General features: G+C 74.2%; 15 protein-coding genes. 11 read left to right on the forward strand and 4 right to left on the reverse strand.

What is annotated here, in order from left to right:
* Window positions 1–114: 114 nt before the first annotated feature.
* The 10 genes from ABTY15_RS11155 to ABTY15_RS11200 all read left to right on the forward strand — a co-directional run bounded on the left by ABTY15_RS11155 (window position 115) and on the right by ABTY15_RS11200 (window position 12,414).
* Window positions 115–1,701 (forward strand): AMP-binding protein, encoded by a 1,587-nt coding sequence (locus tag ABTY15_RS11155; protein WP_350579974.1) that lies wholly within the window; start codon window positions 115–117, stop codon window positions 1,699–1,701.
* The gene (locus ABTY15_RS11160; protein ID WP_350579976.1) at window positions 1,691–1,933 is read left to right on the forward strand and encodes a phosphopantetheine-binding protein; all 243 of its coding nucleotides are present in this window, start codon (window positions 1,691–1,693) and stop codon (window positions 1,931–1,933) included. The genes ABTY15_RS11155 and ABTY15_RS11160 overlap by 11 nt, the downstream gene beginning before the upstream one ends.
* The gene (locus ABTY15_RS11165) at window positions 1,930–3,282 is read left to right on the forward strand and encodes a flavin monoamine oxidase family protein (RefSeq protein WP_350579979.1); all 1,353 of its coding nucleotides are present in this window, start codon (window positions 1,930–1,932) and stop codon (window positions 3,280–3,282) included. Before ABTY15_RS11160 ends, ABTY15_RS11165 begins: the two co-directional genes overlap by 4 nt.
* Window positions 3,283–3,398: 116 nt before the next feature.
* Window positions 3,399–5,216: a class I adenylate-forming enzyme family protein gene (locus ABTY15_RS11170; RefSeq protein ID WP_350579982.1), complete on the forward strand. Its 1,818-nt coding sequence runs from the start codon at window positions 3,399–3,401 to the stop codon at window positions 5,214–5,216.
* 6 nt (window positions 5,217–5,222) lie between these two features.
* Window positions 5,223–6,617 (forward strand): KamA family radical SAM protein, encoded by a 1,395-nt coding sequence (locus tag ABTY15_RS11175; protein ID WP_350579984.1) that lies wholly within the window; start codon window positions 5,223–5,225, stop codon window positions 6,615–6,617.
* On the forward strand, window positions 6,614–7,684 hold the full coding sequence (locus ABTY15_RS11180; RefSeq protein WP_350579987.1) for an ATP-grasp domain-containing protein: 1,071 nt from the start codon (window positions 6,614–6,616) through the stop codon (window positions 7,682–7,684). The genes ABTY15_RS11175 and ABTY15_RS11180 overlap by 4 nt, the downstream gene beginning before the upstream one ends.
* The gene (locus ABTY15_RS11185) at window positions 7,681–8,907 is read left to right on the forward strand and encodes an AMP-binding protein (RefSeq protein WP_350579990.1); all 1,227 of its coding nucleotides are present in this window, start codon (window positions 7,681–7,683) and stop codon (window positions 8,905–8,907) included. Before ABTY15_RS11180 ends, ABTY15_RS11185 begins: the two co-directional genes overlap by 4 nt.
* Complete coding sequence (locus tag ABTY15_RS11190) at window positions 8,904–10,202, forward strand: MFS transporter (protein WP_350579993.1); 1,299 nt, start codon at window positions 8,904–8,906, stop codon at window positions 10,200–10,202. Before ABTY15_RS11185 ends, ABTY15_RS11190 begins: the two co-directional genes overlap by 4 nt.
* Window positions 10,199–11,140, forward strand: coding sequence for an SDR family NAD(P)-dependent oxidoreductase (locus ABTY15_RS11195; RefSeq protein WP_350579996.1), 942 nt, complete (start codon window positions 10,199–10,201; stop codon window positions 11,138–11,140). Before ABTY15_RS11190 ends, ABTY15_RS11195 begins: the two co-directional genes overlap by 4 nt.
* A gap of 5 nt (window positions 11,141–11,145) precedes the next feature.
* A complete protein-coding gene (locus ABTY15_RS11200) occupies window positions 11,146–12,414 on the forward strand; it encodes a phenylacetate--CoA ligase family protein (RefSeq protein ID WP_350580136.1) in 1,269 nt (422 codons plus the stop codon).
* Between the two features lie 57 nt (window positions 12,415–12,471).
* Here the strand turns inward: ABTY15_RS11200 and paaI are convergent, their stop codons facing one another.
* From paaI to ctaD, 4 genes are all read right to left on the reverse strand, one after another.
* Entirely contained in the window at window positions 12,472–12,903 is a 432-nt protein-coding gene (gene paaI / locus ABTY15_RS11205) for a hydroxyphenylacetyl-CoA thioesterase PaaI (protein ID WP_350579999.1), read from the reverse strand.
* Window positions 12,904–12,949: 46 nt separating this feature from the next.
* Entirely contained in the window at window positions 12,950–13,675 is a 726-nt protein-coding gene (locus tag ABTY15_RS11210; protein WP_350580006.1) for a response regulator, read from the reverse strand.
* A gap of 118 nt (window positions 13,676–13,793) precedes the next feature.
* Entirely contained in the window at window positions 13,794–14,222 is a 429-nt protein-coding gene (locus ABTY15_RS11215) for a hypothetical protein (protein WP_350580009.1), read from the reverse strand.
* 144 nt (window positions 14,223–14,366) lie between these two features.
* A complete protein-coding gene (gene ctaD, locus ABTY15_RS11220) occupies window positions 14,367–16,127 on the reverse strand; it encodes an aa3-type cytochrome oxidase subunit I (RefSeq protein ID WP_502893476.1) in 1,761 nt (586 codons plus the stop codon).
* A gap of 302 nt (window positions 16,128–16,429) precedes the next feature.
* On the opposite strand from ctaD, the gene ABTY15_RS11225 reads away from it, so the two are divergent.
* Window positions 16,430–18,259 carry an AfsR/SARP family transcriptional regulator gene (locus ABTY15_RS11225; protein WP_350580011.1) on the forward strand — a complete coding sequence of 610 codons (1,830 nt, stop codon included), beginning with the start codon at window positions 16,430–16,432 and terminating at the stop codon, window positions 18,257–18,259.
* Window positions 18,260–18,261: the final 2 nt, after the last annotated feature.

Raw genomic sequence — 18,261 nt, forward strand, 5'->3', positions numbered from 1 at the left:
CCACGCGTCCTTGGAAGAACACCCTCAACATCCATTGTCGCCACGCATGTTCGAAGGTAGAGTCGCCGTTCGCCGAGCACGGATGAGCATTCGACAGCATCATTTGGGGCGGGCATGTCAAATAGTCGCGACACCCTCCAGGTCGCCCCTGACCTGATTGACGCGTTCACTGAAATAGCACGACGAAATCCGCAGCGCCCGGCGATAGTCCAGCAGGGACGCGCACTGAGTTACGGCCGACTCGACGAGTTGGCGAAAGCCCTGGCCACGCGCCTGGGACCGAACCCCGGCACGGTCGCCGTGCCGGCCGTCCACACTGCCGAAACGGTGGTCGCACTTCTCGGCGTGCTGACCGCCGGAGGCGGGTATTGTCCCGTCGATCCGGCATTCCCGGTGGATCGCCGACTCGCCATGGCTGCGGCCGCCGAATGCCGCACCGCGGTGGTCGGCGAATGCCGTCCGGCGACCGCCTGCGAGACCTCACTCATCCCCCGACCCGGGCTTCGATTAGTCGAGTTGGCCTTATTCACGGAATTGACCGGGGATACCGGGGATCCCCCGGGAACCCCACCGCCGGACCGGCCCGACACCGGCCCGGAACAACCGGCCTACATTCTGTTCACGTCGGGTTCGACCGGGCAGCCGAAACCCGTCGTGACGCCCCGCCGGGCGGCCGCGGCCACCGCCCACTCCCTGCGCGGGCTCTTCGGGTTGACCCCCGAGGACCGGGTCCTCCAGTTCGCCTCGCTCAACTGGGACACCTGCTTCGAGGAGATCCTCCCGACGCTCACCACGGGTGCCACCCTCGTCCTCGACCCGGACGCCCACCGCGGCTCGTTCCCGCGCTTCCTGCGGACGGTCGAGCGCGAGCGGATCACCGTCCTCGACCTGCCGACCGCCTTCTGGCACGAGCTGGTGCTCCACCTGGTCGAGGAACGGGCCCAACTACCGGCATCACTAAGGCTGTTGGTCATCGGCGGGGAGGCGGCCAACCCCGCCCGGCTGGCCGACTGGGCCGGGCTGGACACCGGGCGGATCCGGCTGCTGAACACCTACGGCTGCACCGAGACCACCCAGATCACCCACGCGGTGGACCTGTACGGTCCGCTGGCGCCCGGGCGCCACTGGGACGGCACGACACCGGCGCCGATCGGCCGCGCCCTCCCGCACGTCGTCGAACACATCGACGAACAGGGGGAGTTGACGATCGGCGGGCCGGCCGTGGCGCTCGGCTACCGCGGCCTGCCGGAGGCGACCGCGGCCCGGTTCGGCACCGTCCGCGGCGTCCGCTTCTTCCGCACCGGCGACCGGGTGAGCCGCGACCCGGACGGCGTGCTCGTCCACCGGGGCCGGCTGGACGGCGAGGTGAAGGTGCGCGGCGTCCGGGTGGACCCGGCCGAGGTCGAGGCGCACCTCGGCGCCCATCCGGACGTCACCGCCGCCGCGGTGACCGCCGCCACCCTGGCCGGTCGCACCGCCCTGGTCGCGTACGTGGTGGCCCGGCCGCAGGCGACGGCCGAGGGCCTGGACGGCGCACTGCTCGCCCACCTGCGGGCGCGGGTGCCCGGCCACCTCGTCCCCAGCCGGATCACCCTCGTCCCCCGGCTCGTGCTCACCCCGAGCGGCAAAGTCGACCGGGCCGGCTGCCACCTCCGGTACGCGGCCCCCGACAGGTCAAAGGAGACCTCCGTTGAGCATTGACCTCACCAGCACCGCAACCCCGGAAGCGCTGGTGGCGATCTTCCGGCGCGTCCTGGAGCACGACGACGTGGCGGCCCACTCGGACTTCTTCGAGCTCGGCGGCGACTCGCTGATCGCCACCCGGGTGCTGAGCGCGATCGCCCGCGACTACGGCGTGGAGCTGACCTTCGACGACTTCCTGCTGGCCCCCACCCCCGCCGGGCTCGCGCGGCGCGTCGCGGGCACCGCATGAGCGGGCCCGCCCCGCACCACGGCGGCGTCACCAGCGCCGTGGTGGTCGGCGCCGGGCTCGCCGGGCTCACCGCCGCGACCGGACTGGCCGCCCGAGGGGTCGCCGTCACCGTGCTGGAGGCCCGCGACCGGGTCGGCGGACGCACCCACGGCATCGCGGCCGCCCCCGGCACGCAGGTCGACGCGGGCGCCGCATACCTCGGCGGCCGGCACACCGAACTCCTTGCTCTGATGGCCGAATTGGGCCTCAAGACCACACCGACCACGATGCTCGGCGCCAGCCGCTTCGGACTGGGGACCGCGCACACCACCCAGGACGGCCGGTTCCCGCCGCTCAACGCCGTCGCCCTCGGCGACCTGTTCGAGCAGCTGGCCGAACTCACCGAAGCGGTACGGCCGGACGCGCCCTGGCTCACCCCGGACGCCGAGCGGCTGGACACCCTGACCGCCGCCGAGTGGGCCGAGCAGAACCTCGCCCACCCGGACGCCCGGCTGTTCTTCCCGCTGTTCCTGGGCGAGATGATGGCCGCCGACCCGGCCGAGGTGTCCGTCCTGCACGTCGCCTTCTACCTGCGCTCCGGCGGCGGGCTGCGCTACCTCAACGCCTTCGAGGGCGGCGCCCAGCAGGACCGGGTGGACGGCGGCGCCCACCAGCTGTGCGAGCGGCTGGCCGACCGGCTCGGCCCCCGGGTGCGGCTCGGCGAGCCGGTCCGGGCCGTCCACCAGGACGCCGGGCAGGTCACCGTCCGCACCGACCACGGCGAACACCGCGCCGATGTCGCGGTGTTGGCGCTGCCCCCGCTGCTCGCCGACGCGATCGAGCACCACCCGGCGCTGCCGGTGCGCCGGGCCGGGGAACGCACCGCGCGCGGCTGCGCGGTCAAGGTCCACCTGGTCTACCCGGCGCCCGTCTGGCGCGACCACGGTCTGTCCGGCTGGTCGGTCAACGCCCGGGGCCCGCTGCTCTCCACGGTGGACGACTCCCCCGCCGACGGCGGGATCGGGGTGCTCACCGGCTTCGTCACCGGCGCCGAGGCCCACCGCTTCGCCGCCCTGGACCCCGAACAGCAGCGCGCCACCGCCCTGCGGCAGGCCGCTGAACTGTTCCCGATGCTCCCCGACCCGCTCGGCTGCCACGTCACCGACTGGGTCAACGAGCCGTACAGCCAGGGCTGTTACGCCGCCCTGCTGGGGCCCGGCGACTGGCTGCGGCTGGGCCCCTCGCTCACCGCCCCGCACCACCGGGTGCACTGGGCCGGCACCGAGACCAGCACCGCCTACTTCGGCCTGATGGAGGGCGCGATCCGCTCCGGCCACCGCGTCGTCGCGGAGATCCTCGCGCGCCGCTGAGGCACCGCGGCTCGCGCCCCCCGAGAAACACACCGCACGCTTCACCCCAACTTCCCCTGCCCGGCGCCGGTTTCACGAGAGCCCGCGCCCGGCCACCCCACGCCCGGGAGACCGTCATGAGCGACCAGAGTTCCATCGCGCCCCTCGCCGCCCGGGAGCGGCTGATGACCGAACCCGACCTCGGGGCCGGCAACTTCCTCGACCACGCCATCGCCGCCAGCCCGAACCGCGCGGTGCCGTTCGTCTTCACCCACCGCACCGACCACCGCGGCGAGGTGGTACTGCGCGGCCACAGCCTGCTCGACCTCGCGGCGCTGCGCGACCGCTACGCCGCCTGGTACCGGGCGAACGGGGTGCGCCCGGGCGAGCCGGTCGGCATCGTGGTCGCCGAGGGCCTGGATCCGCTGCTGCACTTCCTCGCGCTGAGCTCGCTGGGCGCCGTCCCCGCGCTGGTCAACGACGCGATGCGGCACGACGTCATGGTCCGCTACCTCGACCACGTCGGCGTGGTCGGCATCGTCGCCGACGACCCGACCCGGCTGGCCGCCGCCTACCGCGAGGACCCGGCCCGCCGCCCGCGCTTCATCGCGCTCGCCTCCGAGGTGCAGGCCTTCGACGCCACCGCCGCCGAGCCGACCGCCGCCGACCCGAGCACCGCCGCCGCCGCCGGCCACCCGTACCGGCACGCCCCGAACGACGTGGTCGCGCTGATCCACTCCTCCGGCACCACCGGCATCCCCAAGTCCACCATGCTGGCGCACCGCCAGTTCTGGGACGGCAAGCAGCCGCGCATGGTGCGCTTCCCCGCCGAGCCGTACGACCGGCTGATGTCGCTGATGCCGCACACCCACGCGGGCGGCCTCAGCTACTTCCTCACCGCGACCCTGCTCGGCCTGCCCACCGTGGTGATGTCCGACTGGCGCCGCGCCGTCGTCGAACCGGTCATGGAGGCCTTCCAGCCGACCATGGTCGCCTCCTTCCCGCGCACCTTCGTCGAACTCGCCACCGGCGAACTCCCGGTCCGGGGCGCGGCCAGGGTGCACTCCTGGTTCAACACCGGCGACAGCGCGCACCACGGGCACATCCGCCGCCTGGTGACGCTCGGCGAGCGGCCCGCCGGACTGATCCGGCCCTGGCTGCTGCCGCAGGAGCGGGCCGAGCAACCCGCCCTGCCCGGTTCGCAGTTCATCGACGGACTGGGCTCCTCCGAGATGGGCATGGCGCTGTTCGGCCAGGTCACCACCCCGGAGAGCGCCCGTGACGACCGCTGCGTCGGCACGCCACTGGAGGTGGTCCACCGGGCCGCGGTCCTGGACCAGGACGGCGTCGAACTCCCGGACGGCACGGTCGGGTTGCTCGGCGTGGTGACGCCGTCCCGGACCCCGGGCTACTGGAACAACGAGCGGCTGACCGCCAGTTTCGAGCTGGCCGGCTACTGGCTCACCGGCGACGTCGCCCGGCGCGGCGCCGACGGCCGCTTCTACCACCTCGACCGCACCGTGGACGTCATCGACACCGCCGACGGCCCGGTCTACAGCCTGCCGATCGAGGAGGTGCTGCTGGCCGACTGCGCCGACCTGGTGCAGGACTGCTCGGTGATCGGGGTCCCCGGCGCGACACCCGGCGAGGGCCAACGCCCGGTCGCCGTGGTGAGGTTGCAGGAGGCGGCCGAGGGCGCGACCGCCGAGGAGGTGCAGCAGGCGGCCAACAAGGCGCTGGCCGAGACCGGGCTGGCCGCCCTGGCCGCCGTCCGGATCGCCCGCACCCCGCAGGACTTCCCGCTCGGGCCGACCGGCAAGGTGCTCAAGCGCGAGCTGCGCACCCGCTTCGCCACGCTCTTCCTCGAACAGCGCGACCAGGACGACCAGGGCGGCCGGGACGGCCGGAGCAGCCACGACGACCAGGACGGCCGGCCCGGCCAGGACGGCCAGTAACCCGCGATGGGACACCCCGTGATCCGGCAGCCGTACCAGTACGCGCGCAGGGCGCTCGTCGAGCCGGACTGGCGACGGCTGCCGGGCTGGCGCGACGTCACCGAGGCGCAGTGGCGCGACCCCCAGTGGCAGCGGTCCCACTCGGTGAAGAACGCCAAGCAGCTGCGGGCCGTCACCGGCGGCCTGCTCGCCGACCGGTTCTTCGGCGAACTCGCCGCCGACCAGGCCTGGTTCGCCACCATGCCGATGCTGCTGCCGCCGCAGATGCTGAACACCATGGTGCCGGACGCCCCGGCCGGCCAGGACGCCTTCACCGAAGCGTTCCTGGCCGACCCGGTGCGCCGCTACATGCTGCCGGTGCGCAGCGACCGGCACCCGCGCTGGCCCAGCCACCCGCGGGCCGAGCGGGACTCGCTGCACGAGGCCGAGATGTGGGCGGTCGAGGGCCTGACGCACCGTTACCCGACCAAGGTCCTGGCCGAGTTGACCTCCACCTGCCCGCAGTACTGCGCCCAGTGCACCCGGATGGACCTGGTCGGCACCTCCACCCCGCAGGTGGCCAAGACCCGGCTGGTGCTGCGGCCCGCCGACCGGCAGGAGCAGATCCTGGACTACCTCAAGCGCACCCCCTCGGTGCGCGACGTGGTGGTCTCCGGCGGCGACCTCGCCAACGTGCCCTGGCCCCGGCTGGAGCTGTTCCTGCTGCGGCTGCTGGACCTCGGCACGGTGCGCGACATCCGGCTCGCCAGCAAGGCGGTGGTCGGCCTGCCGCAGCACTGGCTCCAGCCCCGGGTGCTGGAGGGGGTGGCCCGGGTCGCCGGGGTGGCGGCGCACCGCGCGGTCAACCTGGCCGTGCACACCCACGCCAACCACGTGCGCTCGGTGACCCCGCTGGTCGCCGAGGCGGCCCGGGCCCTGCTGGACGCGGGGGTGCGCGACGTCCGCAACCAGGGCGTGCTGCTGCGCGGCGTCAACGACACCCCCGAGGACCTGCTGGACCTCTGCTTCGCCCTCCAGGGCGAGGCGAACGTCCTGCCGTACTACTTCTACCTCTGCGACCAGATCCCGGGCGCCGAGCACTGGCGGACCCCGCTGCACCAGGCGCAGCGGCTCCAGGAGGCGATCATGGGCTACCTGCCCGGCTACGCCACCCCGCGCCTGGTGTGCGACGTGCCGCGCGTCGGCAAGCGCTGGGTGCACCAGGCGGTGGCCTACGACCGCGAGCGCGGCATCTCGTACTGGACGAAGAACTACCGCACCAGCCTGGAGACCGGCGACGACGGCGCGGACGCCCCGCTGGACCGCCGTCACCCCTACTACGACCCGGTGGACACCCTCCCGGAGGCCGGCCGCCACTGGTGGTCCGGGCAGCCGTCCGCCGCACCGCGAGGAGAGCGATGAGCACACCCGCCCCGTCCGGCACACCCGCCCCGGCGACGAGCACCCCCGCCCCGACGGGCGACCTGCGCCGCCTGTGCTGGATCTTCCCCGACCGGGAGTCCTCCCGGATGGCCGAGATGTGGCACGGCTTCTTCTGGGACCTCTACGCCGAGAGCGCCGCCGAGCTCGGCCTGCGCTGGACCAGGAACGCCCCGGACTCCGTCACCGTGGACGCCACCGGGCCCGGCCGACCCCGGGTCTACGTCGACGACGAGCCGGTCACCCCGCAGGACACCCTGTTCATCACCGCGCTGTACTCGCTGCCGTACCAGTCGATGGACATCTTCAACCAGTACGCGCTCTACGCGGTGCTCGAACAGGCCGGGTTCTACCTGCCGTTCCCACCGCAGGTGTCGCTGATCGGCAACGACAAGCTGGCCACCCTGCTGTTCCTGCGCGGCTCCCCGGTGCCGACCATCCCGACCGTGCGGATCGGCACCGGGCGGGACGTGAGCAAGCACGGCTACGAGGTCGGGCTCGGCGCGATGACCTACCCGGCGATCGTCAAACCGGCCGGCTGGTGCGGCGGTGGCGGGATCAACCTGGCCCGCTCCCCCGAGGACGTCCGGGGCCTGGCCAGCCTGGCCCAGGGCGGCGACACCACGCTGGTCGTCCAGCCCTACCTCGGCGACGGCACCATCGACTACCGGGTGTACGTGGTCGACGGCGAGCCGTACGCGGTGATGAAGCGCACCCCCGAGCCCGGCTCCCCGGTGGCCAACGCCTGCCGCGGCGGGCGGATGGAGTTCCCGCCGGTGCCGCCGGAACTGGCCGCCGCCACCGCCTGGTTCGCCGAGCGGCTGCCGATCCCGTTCTTCTGCGTCGACTTCCTGTACGACGGCGAGCGGTACTGGTTCTCCGAGCTGGAGCCGGACGGCGTGATCGCCCCCGACTACGCCGACCCCGACCGCGTCCTCCAGCGGGAGGTCACCCGCGCCCGCTTCGCCGCCTACCGCGACGGCCATGCCAAGTGGCTCGCCGACGGCGCCCGCCCGCTCACCCTCCCCGCCGCTCCGGAGCCCCGATGACCCCCGCCTTCTCCCTGCCACCCGAGGCCGCGGAGCCACAACTGCACGTCGCCCGGCGGACCTTGGAGCGCCTGCGGACCGTCCCGGCGCTCGCCGGACGCTACGCCGGCCGCCCCGGCCCGCACACCCTGGCCGAGCTCGCCGCGCTGCCGCCGCTGGCCAAGGACGACCTCAACACCGCCCTCGCCCACCTGGAACCCGCCGCCGAGCAAGCCGCCACCTGGCTGTTCCAGAGCGGCGGCTCCACCGGCGCCCCCAAGGTCGGCTACGCCCCCACCGGCTTCTACATGGCCGGGGTGCACGCGCACTGGCAGCCGCTGGACCGCTCGGACGTCTTCGTCAACGCCTGGGGCGCCGGCCGGATGTGGGGCGCGCACTTCCTCGCCGCCGCGCTCGCCGACCTGGCCGGCTGCCGGATCATCGCGCTCGGCTCGGTCACCCGGGAGGAGTACGGCGACTGGCTGGCCTTCCTGGCCGACCGCCGGGTCACCGCGATCGGCGGCACGCCCAGCGTGCTGCGGCTCTGGTTCGCGCACGCCCGCGCCGCCGGGATCGAACTCCCCTCGCTGCGCAAGGTGTTGTGGCTCGGCGAGGCCTGGCAGGGCCAACTCGCCGAGGACCTCGCGGTGGTGGCGCCCGGCGCGCGCCGCTGGGGCATGTTCGGCTCCACCGAGACCTGGGTGGTCGGCACCAACACCCCTGACTGCCCGGCCGACACCTTCCATCCGCTGCCCGACCAGCTGGTGCACGTCGGCGACGGCGACCTGCTGGACTTCACCACCCTCAACCCCGAGATGCTCAACCCCGTCCTGCGCTACCGCACCGGCGACGCGGGCGAGTTGACCACCTGCCGGTGCGGCCGGCCGGGCCCGGCGATGCGGGTGCTGGGCCGGCGCGACAGCGTCGTCCAGGTGCGCGGCCTCGGGCTGGACGTGGACGAGCTGATCGCCCGGGCCGAACGCGAGCCGGGCGTGACCAGGGCGCAGGTGGTGCTCACCGAGCAGCGCGGCCGGGCCACCGGCCTCGACCTCCTGCTGCTGACCGGCACCGGCGCCCGGCCGGACGCCGAGCGGCTGCGCACCGAGCTGCTCGCCGCCGTCTTCACCCTGAGCACCGCCTTCCAGCACGACCCGCAGTCCTTCCGGGTGCGCCCGGTCGAGGAGCTGGTCGGCAACGAGCGCACCGGCAAGACCGCCGCCCTGGTGCTGCGGGAGGAGGCGTGACCACGGCCGCCGCGGAGCCCGGCCGCCCGGCGCCGCTCGGGCGCGGCTTCTCGCTGTTCTGGGCCGGGCAGACGGTCAGCCTGGTCGGCGACAAGGTCACCGTGTTCGTCGTCCCGACCCTGATGATCTTCGTGCTGCACGCCTCCGCCCTCCAGGTCGGCGTGGTGGCGATGGCCCAGTACCTCGGCATCCCGCTGCTGGGGCCGATCGCCGGCGTCCTGGTCGACCGCTGGGACAAGCGGTGGACGATGCTCGGCTGCGACCTGGTCCGCCTCCTCGCGGTGGCGGCGATCCCGCTCGCCTACGCGCTCGACGTGCTCTCCACCCCGCTGCTGTTCGGCTGCGTCGCGGTGATCAGCGGCGCGACGATCTTCTTCAACGTCGGCTACCTGGTGGCCGTCCCCGCCGTCGTCCCCGAGGACGGCATGGTCCGCGCCTACTCCCGGCTGGAGGGCAGCGGCTCGGTCGCCGAGGTCGCCGGGCCGTCCATCGCCGCCGCCCTGTACGGCGCGCTCGGCGTCGCCGCGCTGCTGGTCGACGCGGCCAGCTACCTGGTCTCCGCGGTCTGCTTCCGCTCCATGAGCCCCTGGGGCGAGCGGACCGTCGAGCAGGGCTCGATCCGGGAGCGGCTGACCCGGGGCTTCCGGCTCAACTGGGCCGACCCGGTGCTGCGCCGAGTGGTGCTGGCGGCGGTGGTGCTCAACTCCGGCGGGCCGGTCTTCGTCACCGTGCTGCCCGTCCTCGCCTACCGGGGCCTGGACGTGCGGGTCGGCGTCTTCGGCGCGGCGATGTCCGTCGCGGCGGTCGGCGCGCTGATCGGCGCGCTGGTCGCCCCGCAGCTCAGCCGCCGGTTCGGCCTCGGCCGGACGATGGCCTGGTCGCTGCTGCTGCACTGCCTGGTCGGCCTCGGGGTGCTGGCCGCGCCCGCGCTGCCGCCCGGGCCGGTGATCGCGGTGACCATGGGCTGCTACGGCTTCTTCATGTCCTGCATCAACGTGTGCAGCGCGCCGACCCGGCAGTCCCGGATGTCCGCCCGCAACCAGGGCGTCATGCACGCCGCCTTCCGGACCGTCACCTGGGGCGTCATCCCGCTCGCCGCGCTGCTCGGCGGCGTCGCCGTGAGCCTGCTGACCGGGCCGCTCGGCATCCTGGACGCCGCCCGGGTGGTGATGGCCGGCGGCACCCTGCTGGCCGCCTGCTCCTTCGTCCCGGCGCTCGGCATCCAGCCCCGGCTGGACGCCGCCGAGCGCGCGGCCGCCTCGGCGGACCAGGACCTCGTGGAGTCCGCCTCATGAGCCCGGTCAGCGGCGGCGGCTCGCTGAGCGGAGCCGGCCCGGTGAGCGGCGCCGGCCCGGTGCTGCTGATCACCGGGACCTCCTCCGGCATCGGCCTGGCCACCGCCGTCGCGGCCGCCCGGGCCGGCTTCACCACGGTGGCGACGATGCGCGAGCCGGACCGGGCCGGCGCGCTGACCGCCGCCGCCGAGGCCGCCGGGGTCGAGGTGGACGTGCGCCGGCTCGACGTCACCGAGCCGGACTCCGTCACCGGCTGCCTGGCGGAGGTGGCGCGCCGCTACGGACGGCTGGACGCCGTGGTCAACAACGCCGGCGTCTCCAACTGCGACCCCACCCTGGAGATGTCCACCGAGGCCGCACTGCGGGCCAACCTGGAGGTCAACTTCTTCGGCGTGGTCGCCGTCAGCCGGGCCGCGCTGCCGCTGCTGCGCGCCGCCCGGGGCCGGCTGGTCACCGTCGGCAGCGTGCACGGGGTGATCGGCCAGCCCTTCAACGAGGCCTACTGCGCCGCCAAGTTCGCCGTCGAGGGGTTCATGGAGGCACTCGCCCCGACCGCCGGGGCACACGGCGTGCGGGTCTCCCTCGTCGTCCCCGGCTTCGTGCCCGACACCAACTTCGGCATCTTCCCGGACGTCGACCGGACCACCCTGCACGCCGCCTCCGGCCCGTACGCGCCGACCTTCGCCGGCTACCTGGAGTGGGTCGGCGGCCAGGGCTGGGAGTCGGCCGGCCAGCCGGCCCGCGAGGTCGCCGAGGTGGTGCTGCGCACCCTGCGCTCCGAGCGGCCGCCGTTCCGGGTCCCGGCCAACGGCTGGGCCGCCGACTACCTCGCCGCGAAACTCGCCGACCCGGACGGCTCCACCGTCCAGACGCTCGCCCGGACCTGGCTCGGGCACCCCACCACCGGCCCCACCGCCCCCGCTGAGCAACGGAGTTGACCACAGTGCCCGCCAAGTCCCTGCCCGAGCTGGTCGAGTTCGCCCGCACCCACTCGCCGTTCTACGCCGAGCTGTACCGCGACCTGCCGCCCCGGATCGACCGCCTCGACCAGCTGCCCGTCATCGACCAGACCGCCTTCTGGGCCGCCAACACCTGGCCCGACAACCGCGTCCTCACCGGCCCGCTCAGCGACGCCGGCGTCTACAAGACCGGCGGCACCACCGGGGTCCCCAAGTTCTCGCCCTGGACCCGCGCCGAACACGCCGACTCGGTCACCGCCTTCGGCGCCGGGCTGGTCCAGGCCGGCCTGCGGCCCGGCCACCGGGTCGCCAACCTGTTCATGGCCGGCGAACTCTACGGCGGCTTCCTCTACATCGAGAACGCCCTGCACCACGCGCCGGTGGACAACGTCCGCCTCGCCGTCGGCGGCGCCGCCCCGGACGCCTACGTCGCCGACCTGATCGGCGGCTTCGGCGTGCACGTGCTCGCCGGGGAGCCGATGAAGCTCAGCGCCGTCGCCGAGTGCCTGGTGCGGCGCGGCGAACCGGCGAACGGGGTGGAGCTGCTGCTCTTCGGCGGCGACCTGCTCTTCGCCGACCTGCGGCCGATCCTCTCCCGCGCCTTCCCCAAGGCCGCCGTCGCCTCCGTCGGCTACGCCTCCAACGACGCCGGCCTGGTCGGCGCGCCGGTGCCCGGCGAGGATGTCCGGGTGCACGAGGCCTTCCCGAACCGGACGGTCGTCGAGCTGATCGACGAGGCCACCGGCGAGCCGGTCACCACCCCGGGCGTCGCCGGGCGGGTCGTCGTCACCAACCTGTTCCGCACCCTGATGCCGATCCTGCGCTACCCCACCGGCGACCGCGCCGAATGGGTCGACGCCGGGTGCCGCCGCTTCCGCCTGCTCGGCCGCTCCACCGAGGGCGCCCGGGTCGGCGCGGTCGCCATGCCCACCGAGGAGATCCGGGCCGTCCTGATCGCCGCCGACCCGAACCGCCGCATCGCCGGAATGCAGCTCGTCCAGCGCCGCTGGGACGGCCGGGACGGCCTGATCCTGCGCCTCGGCCACACCGAGCAGCCGCCGCCCGGCGAGCTCGCCGAGCTGGCCGACCGGCTGGTCGAGGCGGTGTACACGGCCCGCCCGCTCTACCCCGAGGAGGTCGCGCTGGGCACCGTCCACGACCTCGCGGTGGAGTGGGTGCCGCGCTCCGAACTGGTGGTCAACCCGCGCACCGGCAAGCTCCAGCAGGTGCTGGACGAACGCCCGCGGGACTGAGCCGGCTGAGCCGGGCGGCGGCCGCACCGCGTTCAGCTGCTGTGCGGCCGCCCGCGTTCAGCTGCTGTGCGGCCGCCCGCCGATCACTACGCTCTGCCCCCGGAACTCGGCGATCACCTTCCCGCCCACCGTCCGGACCGTCACGTCGTAGATCCCGCTCCGCCCGGCCCGCGACCGCTCCACCGCCTCGGCCACCAGCTCGTCCCCCGCCTCGGCCGGGGCCAGGAAGGCCACCTGCGCCGCCTGCGCGACCGTCACCGGGCCGTGGCTGTTGCAGGCGTACATGAAGGCGGCGTCGGCCAGCAGGAACAGGTAGCCGCCGTGCGCCGTGCCGTGCCCGTTCACCATCGTGGCGCCCACCGTCATCCGCATCACCGCGCGCCCGGCGGACGCCTCCGCCAGCGCGATGCCCAGCGTCCGGCAGGTCAGGTCGCGTTCGTACAGCGCGGCGATCGCCGGGTCGGGCCCGGCCTCGGGGTGCGAGTCCATGGCGCCCCAGCGTAGGGCACCGGGGCGCCCCCGGAGCCTGCTGGTGTCAGCCCCAGGCGGGACGCGGGTGGGCGGCGGCAGTCGGCGGCGTGGCCGCGGCCTGGCGCCGCTCGGTGGCGATCAGCGCGGCCTGCACCCGGCGCTCCACACCGAGCTTGGCGAGCAGCCGTGACACGTGGTTCTTCACCGTCTTCTCCGCCAGGTACAGCCGCTCGCCGATCTGCCGGTTGGTCAGCCCCTCGCCGATCAGCGCCAGCACCTCCTCCTCCCGCGCGGTCAGGGCCGGCCCCGTCGGGGCGGACCGCGCGGGCTCGGCGTCACTGCGCAGCCGGTTCAGCAGCCGGGTCGCCGCGCCCGGGTCCAGCATCGACCGGCCGGAGGCGACCGTCCGCACGGCGGCGACCAGGTCCGTCCCGCTGATCTGCTTCAGGACGTACCCGGCGGCGCCCGCCATCACCGCGTCCAGCAGCGCCTCCTCGTCGTCGAAGGAGGTCAGCATCAGACAGGCCAGCCCGGGCATCCGGGACCGCAGCTCCCGGCAGACCGACACGCCGTCCCCGTCACCCAGCCGGACGTCCAGCACCGCCACATCGGGCCGCAGCGCGGGCACCCGCACCAGCGCCTGCTCGGCGGTGGCGGCCTCGCCGACCACCTCCAGATCCGGCTCGCCGTCCAACAGGTCGTGCACTCCTCGGCGCACCACCTCGTGGTCGTCCAGCAGGAACACCCGAACCGGTGCCGGACCGCCGACACCCTCCACCACGGTCGCCATCGCGCGGCTCCACCCTCGTTCGTCCCCGCACACTGCCGGCAGGGCCCAACGCATCCTCCCCCACCCGCACAACCGGCGCCCAGGGCCCAAGGACCCCATTCCCCCGGGGCCCGGGCCGTCAACCCCCGAGCACCAGGGATGCCGCCCCCAGCGAGGCGACCGCCGTCCCCACCACCAGCCACCCCGCCAGCACCACCGCCGCCGGCCGCGCGGAGTGCGGTACCGGCCCCGCGTCCAGCGCCGCCCAGCGGACCGCCTCCTCCCGCTGCTCCCCGTGCCGCTCCAGGAGCGCGCGGATCCGGAGCGCCGTCCCGCCGATCAGCCCGGCGAACGCGCACTGCACCGCGGTCCGCCAGTCGGGCAGCACCAGCAGCAGCCCGCCGGTCAGCGCGAGCGCCCCCCACCACAGGACGCACGCGGCCGCGGCCGTCCGGACGGAGCGGGGCCGGTCGGCGCCGGCCTGGAGGTCGGCGATGGCGGGCAGGTACCAGACGCAGCCGCTCGCGGTGAGCGCGGCGGTGCCGATGGCGAGGACGGCATGGGTCATGGGGCCGGGCCTTCCTGGTCGCGGAACATCACGGGGAGCAGCGGGGAGCAGCGGAGAACAGCGGGGATCGACGGGGATCGGCAGGGGCCGCCCCGCCCGGAGCCGGGGCCGCGGGCGGGGCGGCCGTTCAGGTCGACGCCACCGTCACTCCTCGGAGGACTTCACGCGCCGGCGCGGCAGCCCGTACATCGCCGGTGTGACGCCCGCCAGGTGCGGGCCGGGCTCGCTGCCGTTCTCCAGCGCGTCGAGGGCGGCGATGTCCGGGTGGTGCAGGTCGAAGGCCGGGGATTCGGAGCGGATCCGGGGCAGCTTGACGAAGTTGTGCCGGGGCGGCGGGCAGGAGGTGGCCCACTCCAGCGAGCGCCCCCACCCCCACGGGTCGTCGACCTCGACGCGCTCGCCGTACTTGGCGGTCTTCCAGACGTTGTAGAGGAACGGCAGGATCGACAGGCCGAGCAGGAAGGAGCCGATGGTGGAGACGGTGTTGAGCGTGGTGAACCCGTCGGAGGCCAGGTAGTCGGCGTAGCGGCGGGGCATGCCTTCGGCGCCGAGCCAGTGCTGCACCAGGAAGGTGGCGTGGAAGCCCACGGTGAGGGTCCAGAAGGTGATCTTCCCGAGGCGCTCGTCCAGCATCTTGCCGGTCATCTTCGGCCACCAGAAGTGGAAGCCGGCGAACATCGCGTACACCACCGTGCCGAACAGCGTGTAGTGGAAGTGCGCGACGACGAAGTACGAATCGGAGACGTGGAAGTCGATCGGCGGCGCCGCGAGCAGCACCCCGGTGAGGCCGCCGAACAGGAAGGTGACCAGGAAGCCGACGGTCCACAGCATCGGGGTCTCGAAGCTCAGCGAGCCGCGCCACATGGTGCCGACCCAGTTGAAGAACTTCACCCCGGTCGGCACCGCGATCAGGAAGGTCATGAACGAGAAGAACGGCAGCAGCACCTGCCCGGTGACGTACATGTGGTGAGCCCACACCGTCACCGACAGGCCCGCGATGGCCACCGTGGCGGCGATCAGGCCCGCGTAGCCGAACATCGGCTTGCGGCTGAACACGGGGATGACCTCGGAGACGATCCCGAAGAACGGCAGCGCCAGGATGTACACCTCGGGATGCCCGAAGAACCAGAACAGGTGCTGCCAGAGCATGGCCCCGCCGCTGGCCGGGTCGAAGACGTGCGAGCCGAACTTGCGGTCGCACTCGAGGGCGAGCAGCGCGGCGGCGAGCACCGGGAAGACCAGCAGCACCAGCACCGAGGTGAGCAGCACGTTCCAGCAGAAGATGGACATCCGGAACATGGTGAGCCCGGGGGCGCGCATGCAGATGATCGTGGTGATGAAGTTGACCGCGCCGAGGATGCTGCCGAAGCCGGAGAGCGTCACGCCCATGATCCACATGTCGGCGCCGACGCCCGGTGAGTGGACGGCGTCGGACAGCGGCGCGTAGAGGAACCAGCCGAAGTCGGCGGCGCCCTGCGGGGTCGCGAAGCCGGCCGCGGCGATCAGCGAGCCGAACAGGAACAGCCAGTAGGCCAGCATGTTCAGCCGGGGGAAGGCGACGTCCGGGGCGCCGATCTGGAGCGGCATGATCCAGTTCGCGAAGCCGGTGAACAGCGGCATCGCGAAGAGCAGCAGCATCACCGAACCGTGCATGGTGAAGGCCTGGTTGAACTGCTCGTTGGAAAGTATCTGGGTGCCGGGCCGGGCGAGTTCGGCGCGCATCACCAGGGCGAGGATGCCACCGATCAGGAAGAACGAGAACGCCGACACCAGGTACATGGTGCCGATGGTCTTGTGGTCGGTGGTGGTCAGCAGCCTGACCACGGCCGAACCGGGCCGTCGGGCCCGAACTGCCGCCGGCGGTACGGCGGTCGGCGGTGGCGTGGGGTCGCCCTGTGCCGGGATGGCGCTCAAGGACGCACTCCTTCGGAACGTCGTGCGAATGGATGGCGATCCATGATCGGAACCCACCCCCGCCGCACCCCAGGGTCGTTGGGCCCACCCACCGGGGGCCGCTGGGCCCCCGTTCCGGGGCCCGGACCGGGACCTCCGGACGACCGGGCGCTCGCCCCGGCGACGAGCGCCGCTGGAGAACCACCGGAGCCGCCCCGCCCCCGCACCCACCGTCACGTAGCCTGCGCCCATGCGGGCCAGTACGGCCGGTCGCGCCCCCGTACGCCCCCACCCACCGTCCCGGAGGTACGCCGATGCCCCTGGCCCAGCCCGCCGCCCCCGCCCGGCTGCGCTTCGCCGTCCTCGGCCCGCTCACCGGCGAGGCCGCCGGCCGCCCGCTCGCCCTCGGACCGCTCAAGCAGCGGCTGGTCCTGGCCGTGCTGCTGAGCCGCGCCAACACCGCCGTCCCGGTCGACCTGCTCACCGACGCCGTCTGGCCGGACGAGCCGCCGCGCACCGCCCGCAAGAACCTCCAGGTGTACATCAGCACCCTGCGCACCCTGCTCGGCCGCGAGGACGGCCCCGACCGGCTCGCCCACTCGGCCGGCGGCTACCTGCTGCGGGTCGCCGAACCCGAGCTCGACCTGCTGCACTTCCGCGCCCTCGCCCGGGCCGGCCGGGCCGCCGCCGACAGCGGCTCGCTCGCCCCCGCCGCCCGGCTGCTGCGCCAGGCGCTCGACCTGTGGCAGGGCCCGCCGCTCGCCGACCTGCGCTGCTCCCCCGCCGTCGAGGCGGAGGCCGAGCGTCTCGAAGCCCGCTGCCTCGGTGTCCACGAGGACTGGGCGGAGACCGAGTTGGAGCTCGGCAACGCCACCGCCGTCGCCGAGGAGCTCGCCGAACTCGCCGAACGCCACCCGCTGCGCGAACGCCTCCAGGCCGCCCGGATGAACGCCCTGCACCTGACCGGCCGCCAGGCCGAGGCGCTGGCCGTCTACGACACCCACCGGCAGCTGCTCGCCCGCGAGCTGGGCCTCGAACCCAGCCCGGCCCTGACCGCCCGCTACCGGCAGCTGCTCGCCCGCGGCCGCGCCCGCCCGGCCACCGCCCGCACCGCCCAGGCCACCGGCCCGAGCAGCGCGCTGCTGCCCGCCGACACCGTCGACTTCACCGGGCGGTCCATCGAACTACGGGACCTGGTAGACGAGTTGGGCGAGGGCGGCGGACGGGTCGCGCTGCTCTCCGGGCCGGCCGGCATCGGCAAGACCGCGCTGGCCGTGCACGCCGCCCACCTGCTCGCCGACCGCTTCCCGGACGGCCGCCTGCTCGTCCGGCTCCGCACCGCGGACGGCACCCCGCGCCCGCTCGCCGACGTCCTCACCGAACTCGGCTCCCTCACCGGCCGGTTGGAGCACGCATCGGACGACCCGGCGCAGGCCGCCGCACTCTGGCGCGCCTCCCTCGCCGGGCGCCGGATGCTGCTGATCCTCGACGACGCCCCGGGCGAGGCCGTGGTCCGCGAACTGCTGCCCGGCATCGGCCCGAGCGCCACCCTCGTCACCTCCCGCAGCCAACTCGCCGGCCTGGCCTCGGTCCACCGGATCACCGTCCCGCCGTTCACCCCCACCGAGGCCCTCGACCTGCTCGGCCGCATCGTCGGCCCCGGCCGCACCGGCACCGACCGCGCCGCGGCCGCCCGGGTGGTCGACGCCTGCGGGCTGCTCCCGCTCGCCGTCCGGGTCGCCGGGACCAGGCTGGCCGTGCTGCGCCACCTGCCGCTGACCGAGTACGCGGCCCGGCTCGCCGACCCGGCCGGCGCCCTCGACGAACTCGTCGCCGGTGACATCACCGTCCGCGCCCGCCTCGACTCCGGCTGGCGCGACCTCACCGACCAGGGCCGCCTCGCCCTCGCCCGGCTCGCCGCCCTCCCACTGTCCCAGCTGTTCACCCTCCCCGAGGCCGCCGCCGCCCTCGGCCGCCCCGAACGCCTCGCCCTGCGCACCCTCGAAGCCCTCACCGACACCGGCGCCGTCACCTCCCCCACCGCCGAGGTCACCGCCCACGCCGCCCTCTACGCCCTCCCCCGCCTCACCCACCTGCACGCCCGCGAACACCCCGTCACCCTGCTCGCCCAGGACACGCTCTGAGC

The organism is Kitasatospora sp. NPDC097643 (assembly GCF_040302625.1).
Lineage (GTDB): Bacteria > Actinomycetota > Actinomycetes > Streptomycetales > Streptomycetaceae > Kitasatospora.

Excerpts from the sequence above, each read along its gene's own strand:
- ABTY15_RS11195 (WP_350579996.1), top strand. The coding sequence starts at position 10,199 with ATGAGCCCGGTCAGCGGCGGCGGCTCGCTGAGCGGAGCCGGCCCGGTG.
- ABTY15_RS11185 (WP_350579990.1), top strand. The coding sequence starts at position 7,681 with ATGACCCCCGCCTTCTCCCTGCCACCCGAGGCCGCGGAGCCACAACTG.
- ABTY15_RS11165 (WP_350579979.1), top strand. The coding sequence starts at position 1,930 with ATGAGCGGGCCCGCCCCGCACCACGGCGGCGTCACCAGCGCCGTGGTG.
- ABTY15_RS11225 (WP_350580011.1), top strand. The coding sequence starts at position 16,430 with ATGCCCCTGGCCCAGCCCGCCGCCCCCGCCCGGCTGCGCTTCGCCGTC.
- ABTY15_RS11210 (WP_350580006.1), bottom strand. The coding sequence starts at position 13,675 with ATGGCGACCGTGGTGGAGGGTGTCGGCGGTCCGGCACCGGTTCGGGTG.
- ABTY15_RS11180 (WP_350579987.1), top strand. The coding sequence starts at position 6,614 with ATGAGCACACCCGCCCCGTCCGGCACACCCGCCCCGGCGACGAGCACC.
- ABTY15_RS11175 (WP_350579984.1), top strand. The coding sequence starts at position 5,223 with ATGGGACACCCCGTGATCCGGCAGCCGTACCAGTACGCGCGCAGGGCG.
- paaI (WP_350579999.1), bottom strand. The coding sequence starts at position 12,903 with ATGGACTCGCACCCCGAGGCCGGGCCCGACCCGGCGATCGCCGCGCTG.
- ABTY15_RS11155 (WP_350579974.1), top strand. The coding sequence starts at position 115 with ATGTCAAATAGTCGCGACACCCTCCAGGTCGCCCCTGACCTGATTGAC.
- ABTY15_RS11215 (WP_350580009.1), bottom strand. The coding sequence starts at position 14,222 with ATGACCCATGCCGTCCTCGCCATCGGCACCGCCGCGCTCACCGCGAGC.
- ABTY15_RS11170 (WP_350579982.1), top strand. The coding sequence starts at position 3,399 with ATGAGCGACCAGAGTTCCATCGCGCCCCTCGCCGCCCGGGAGCGGCTG.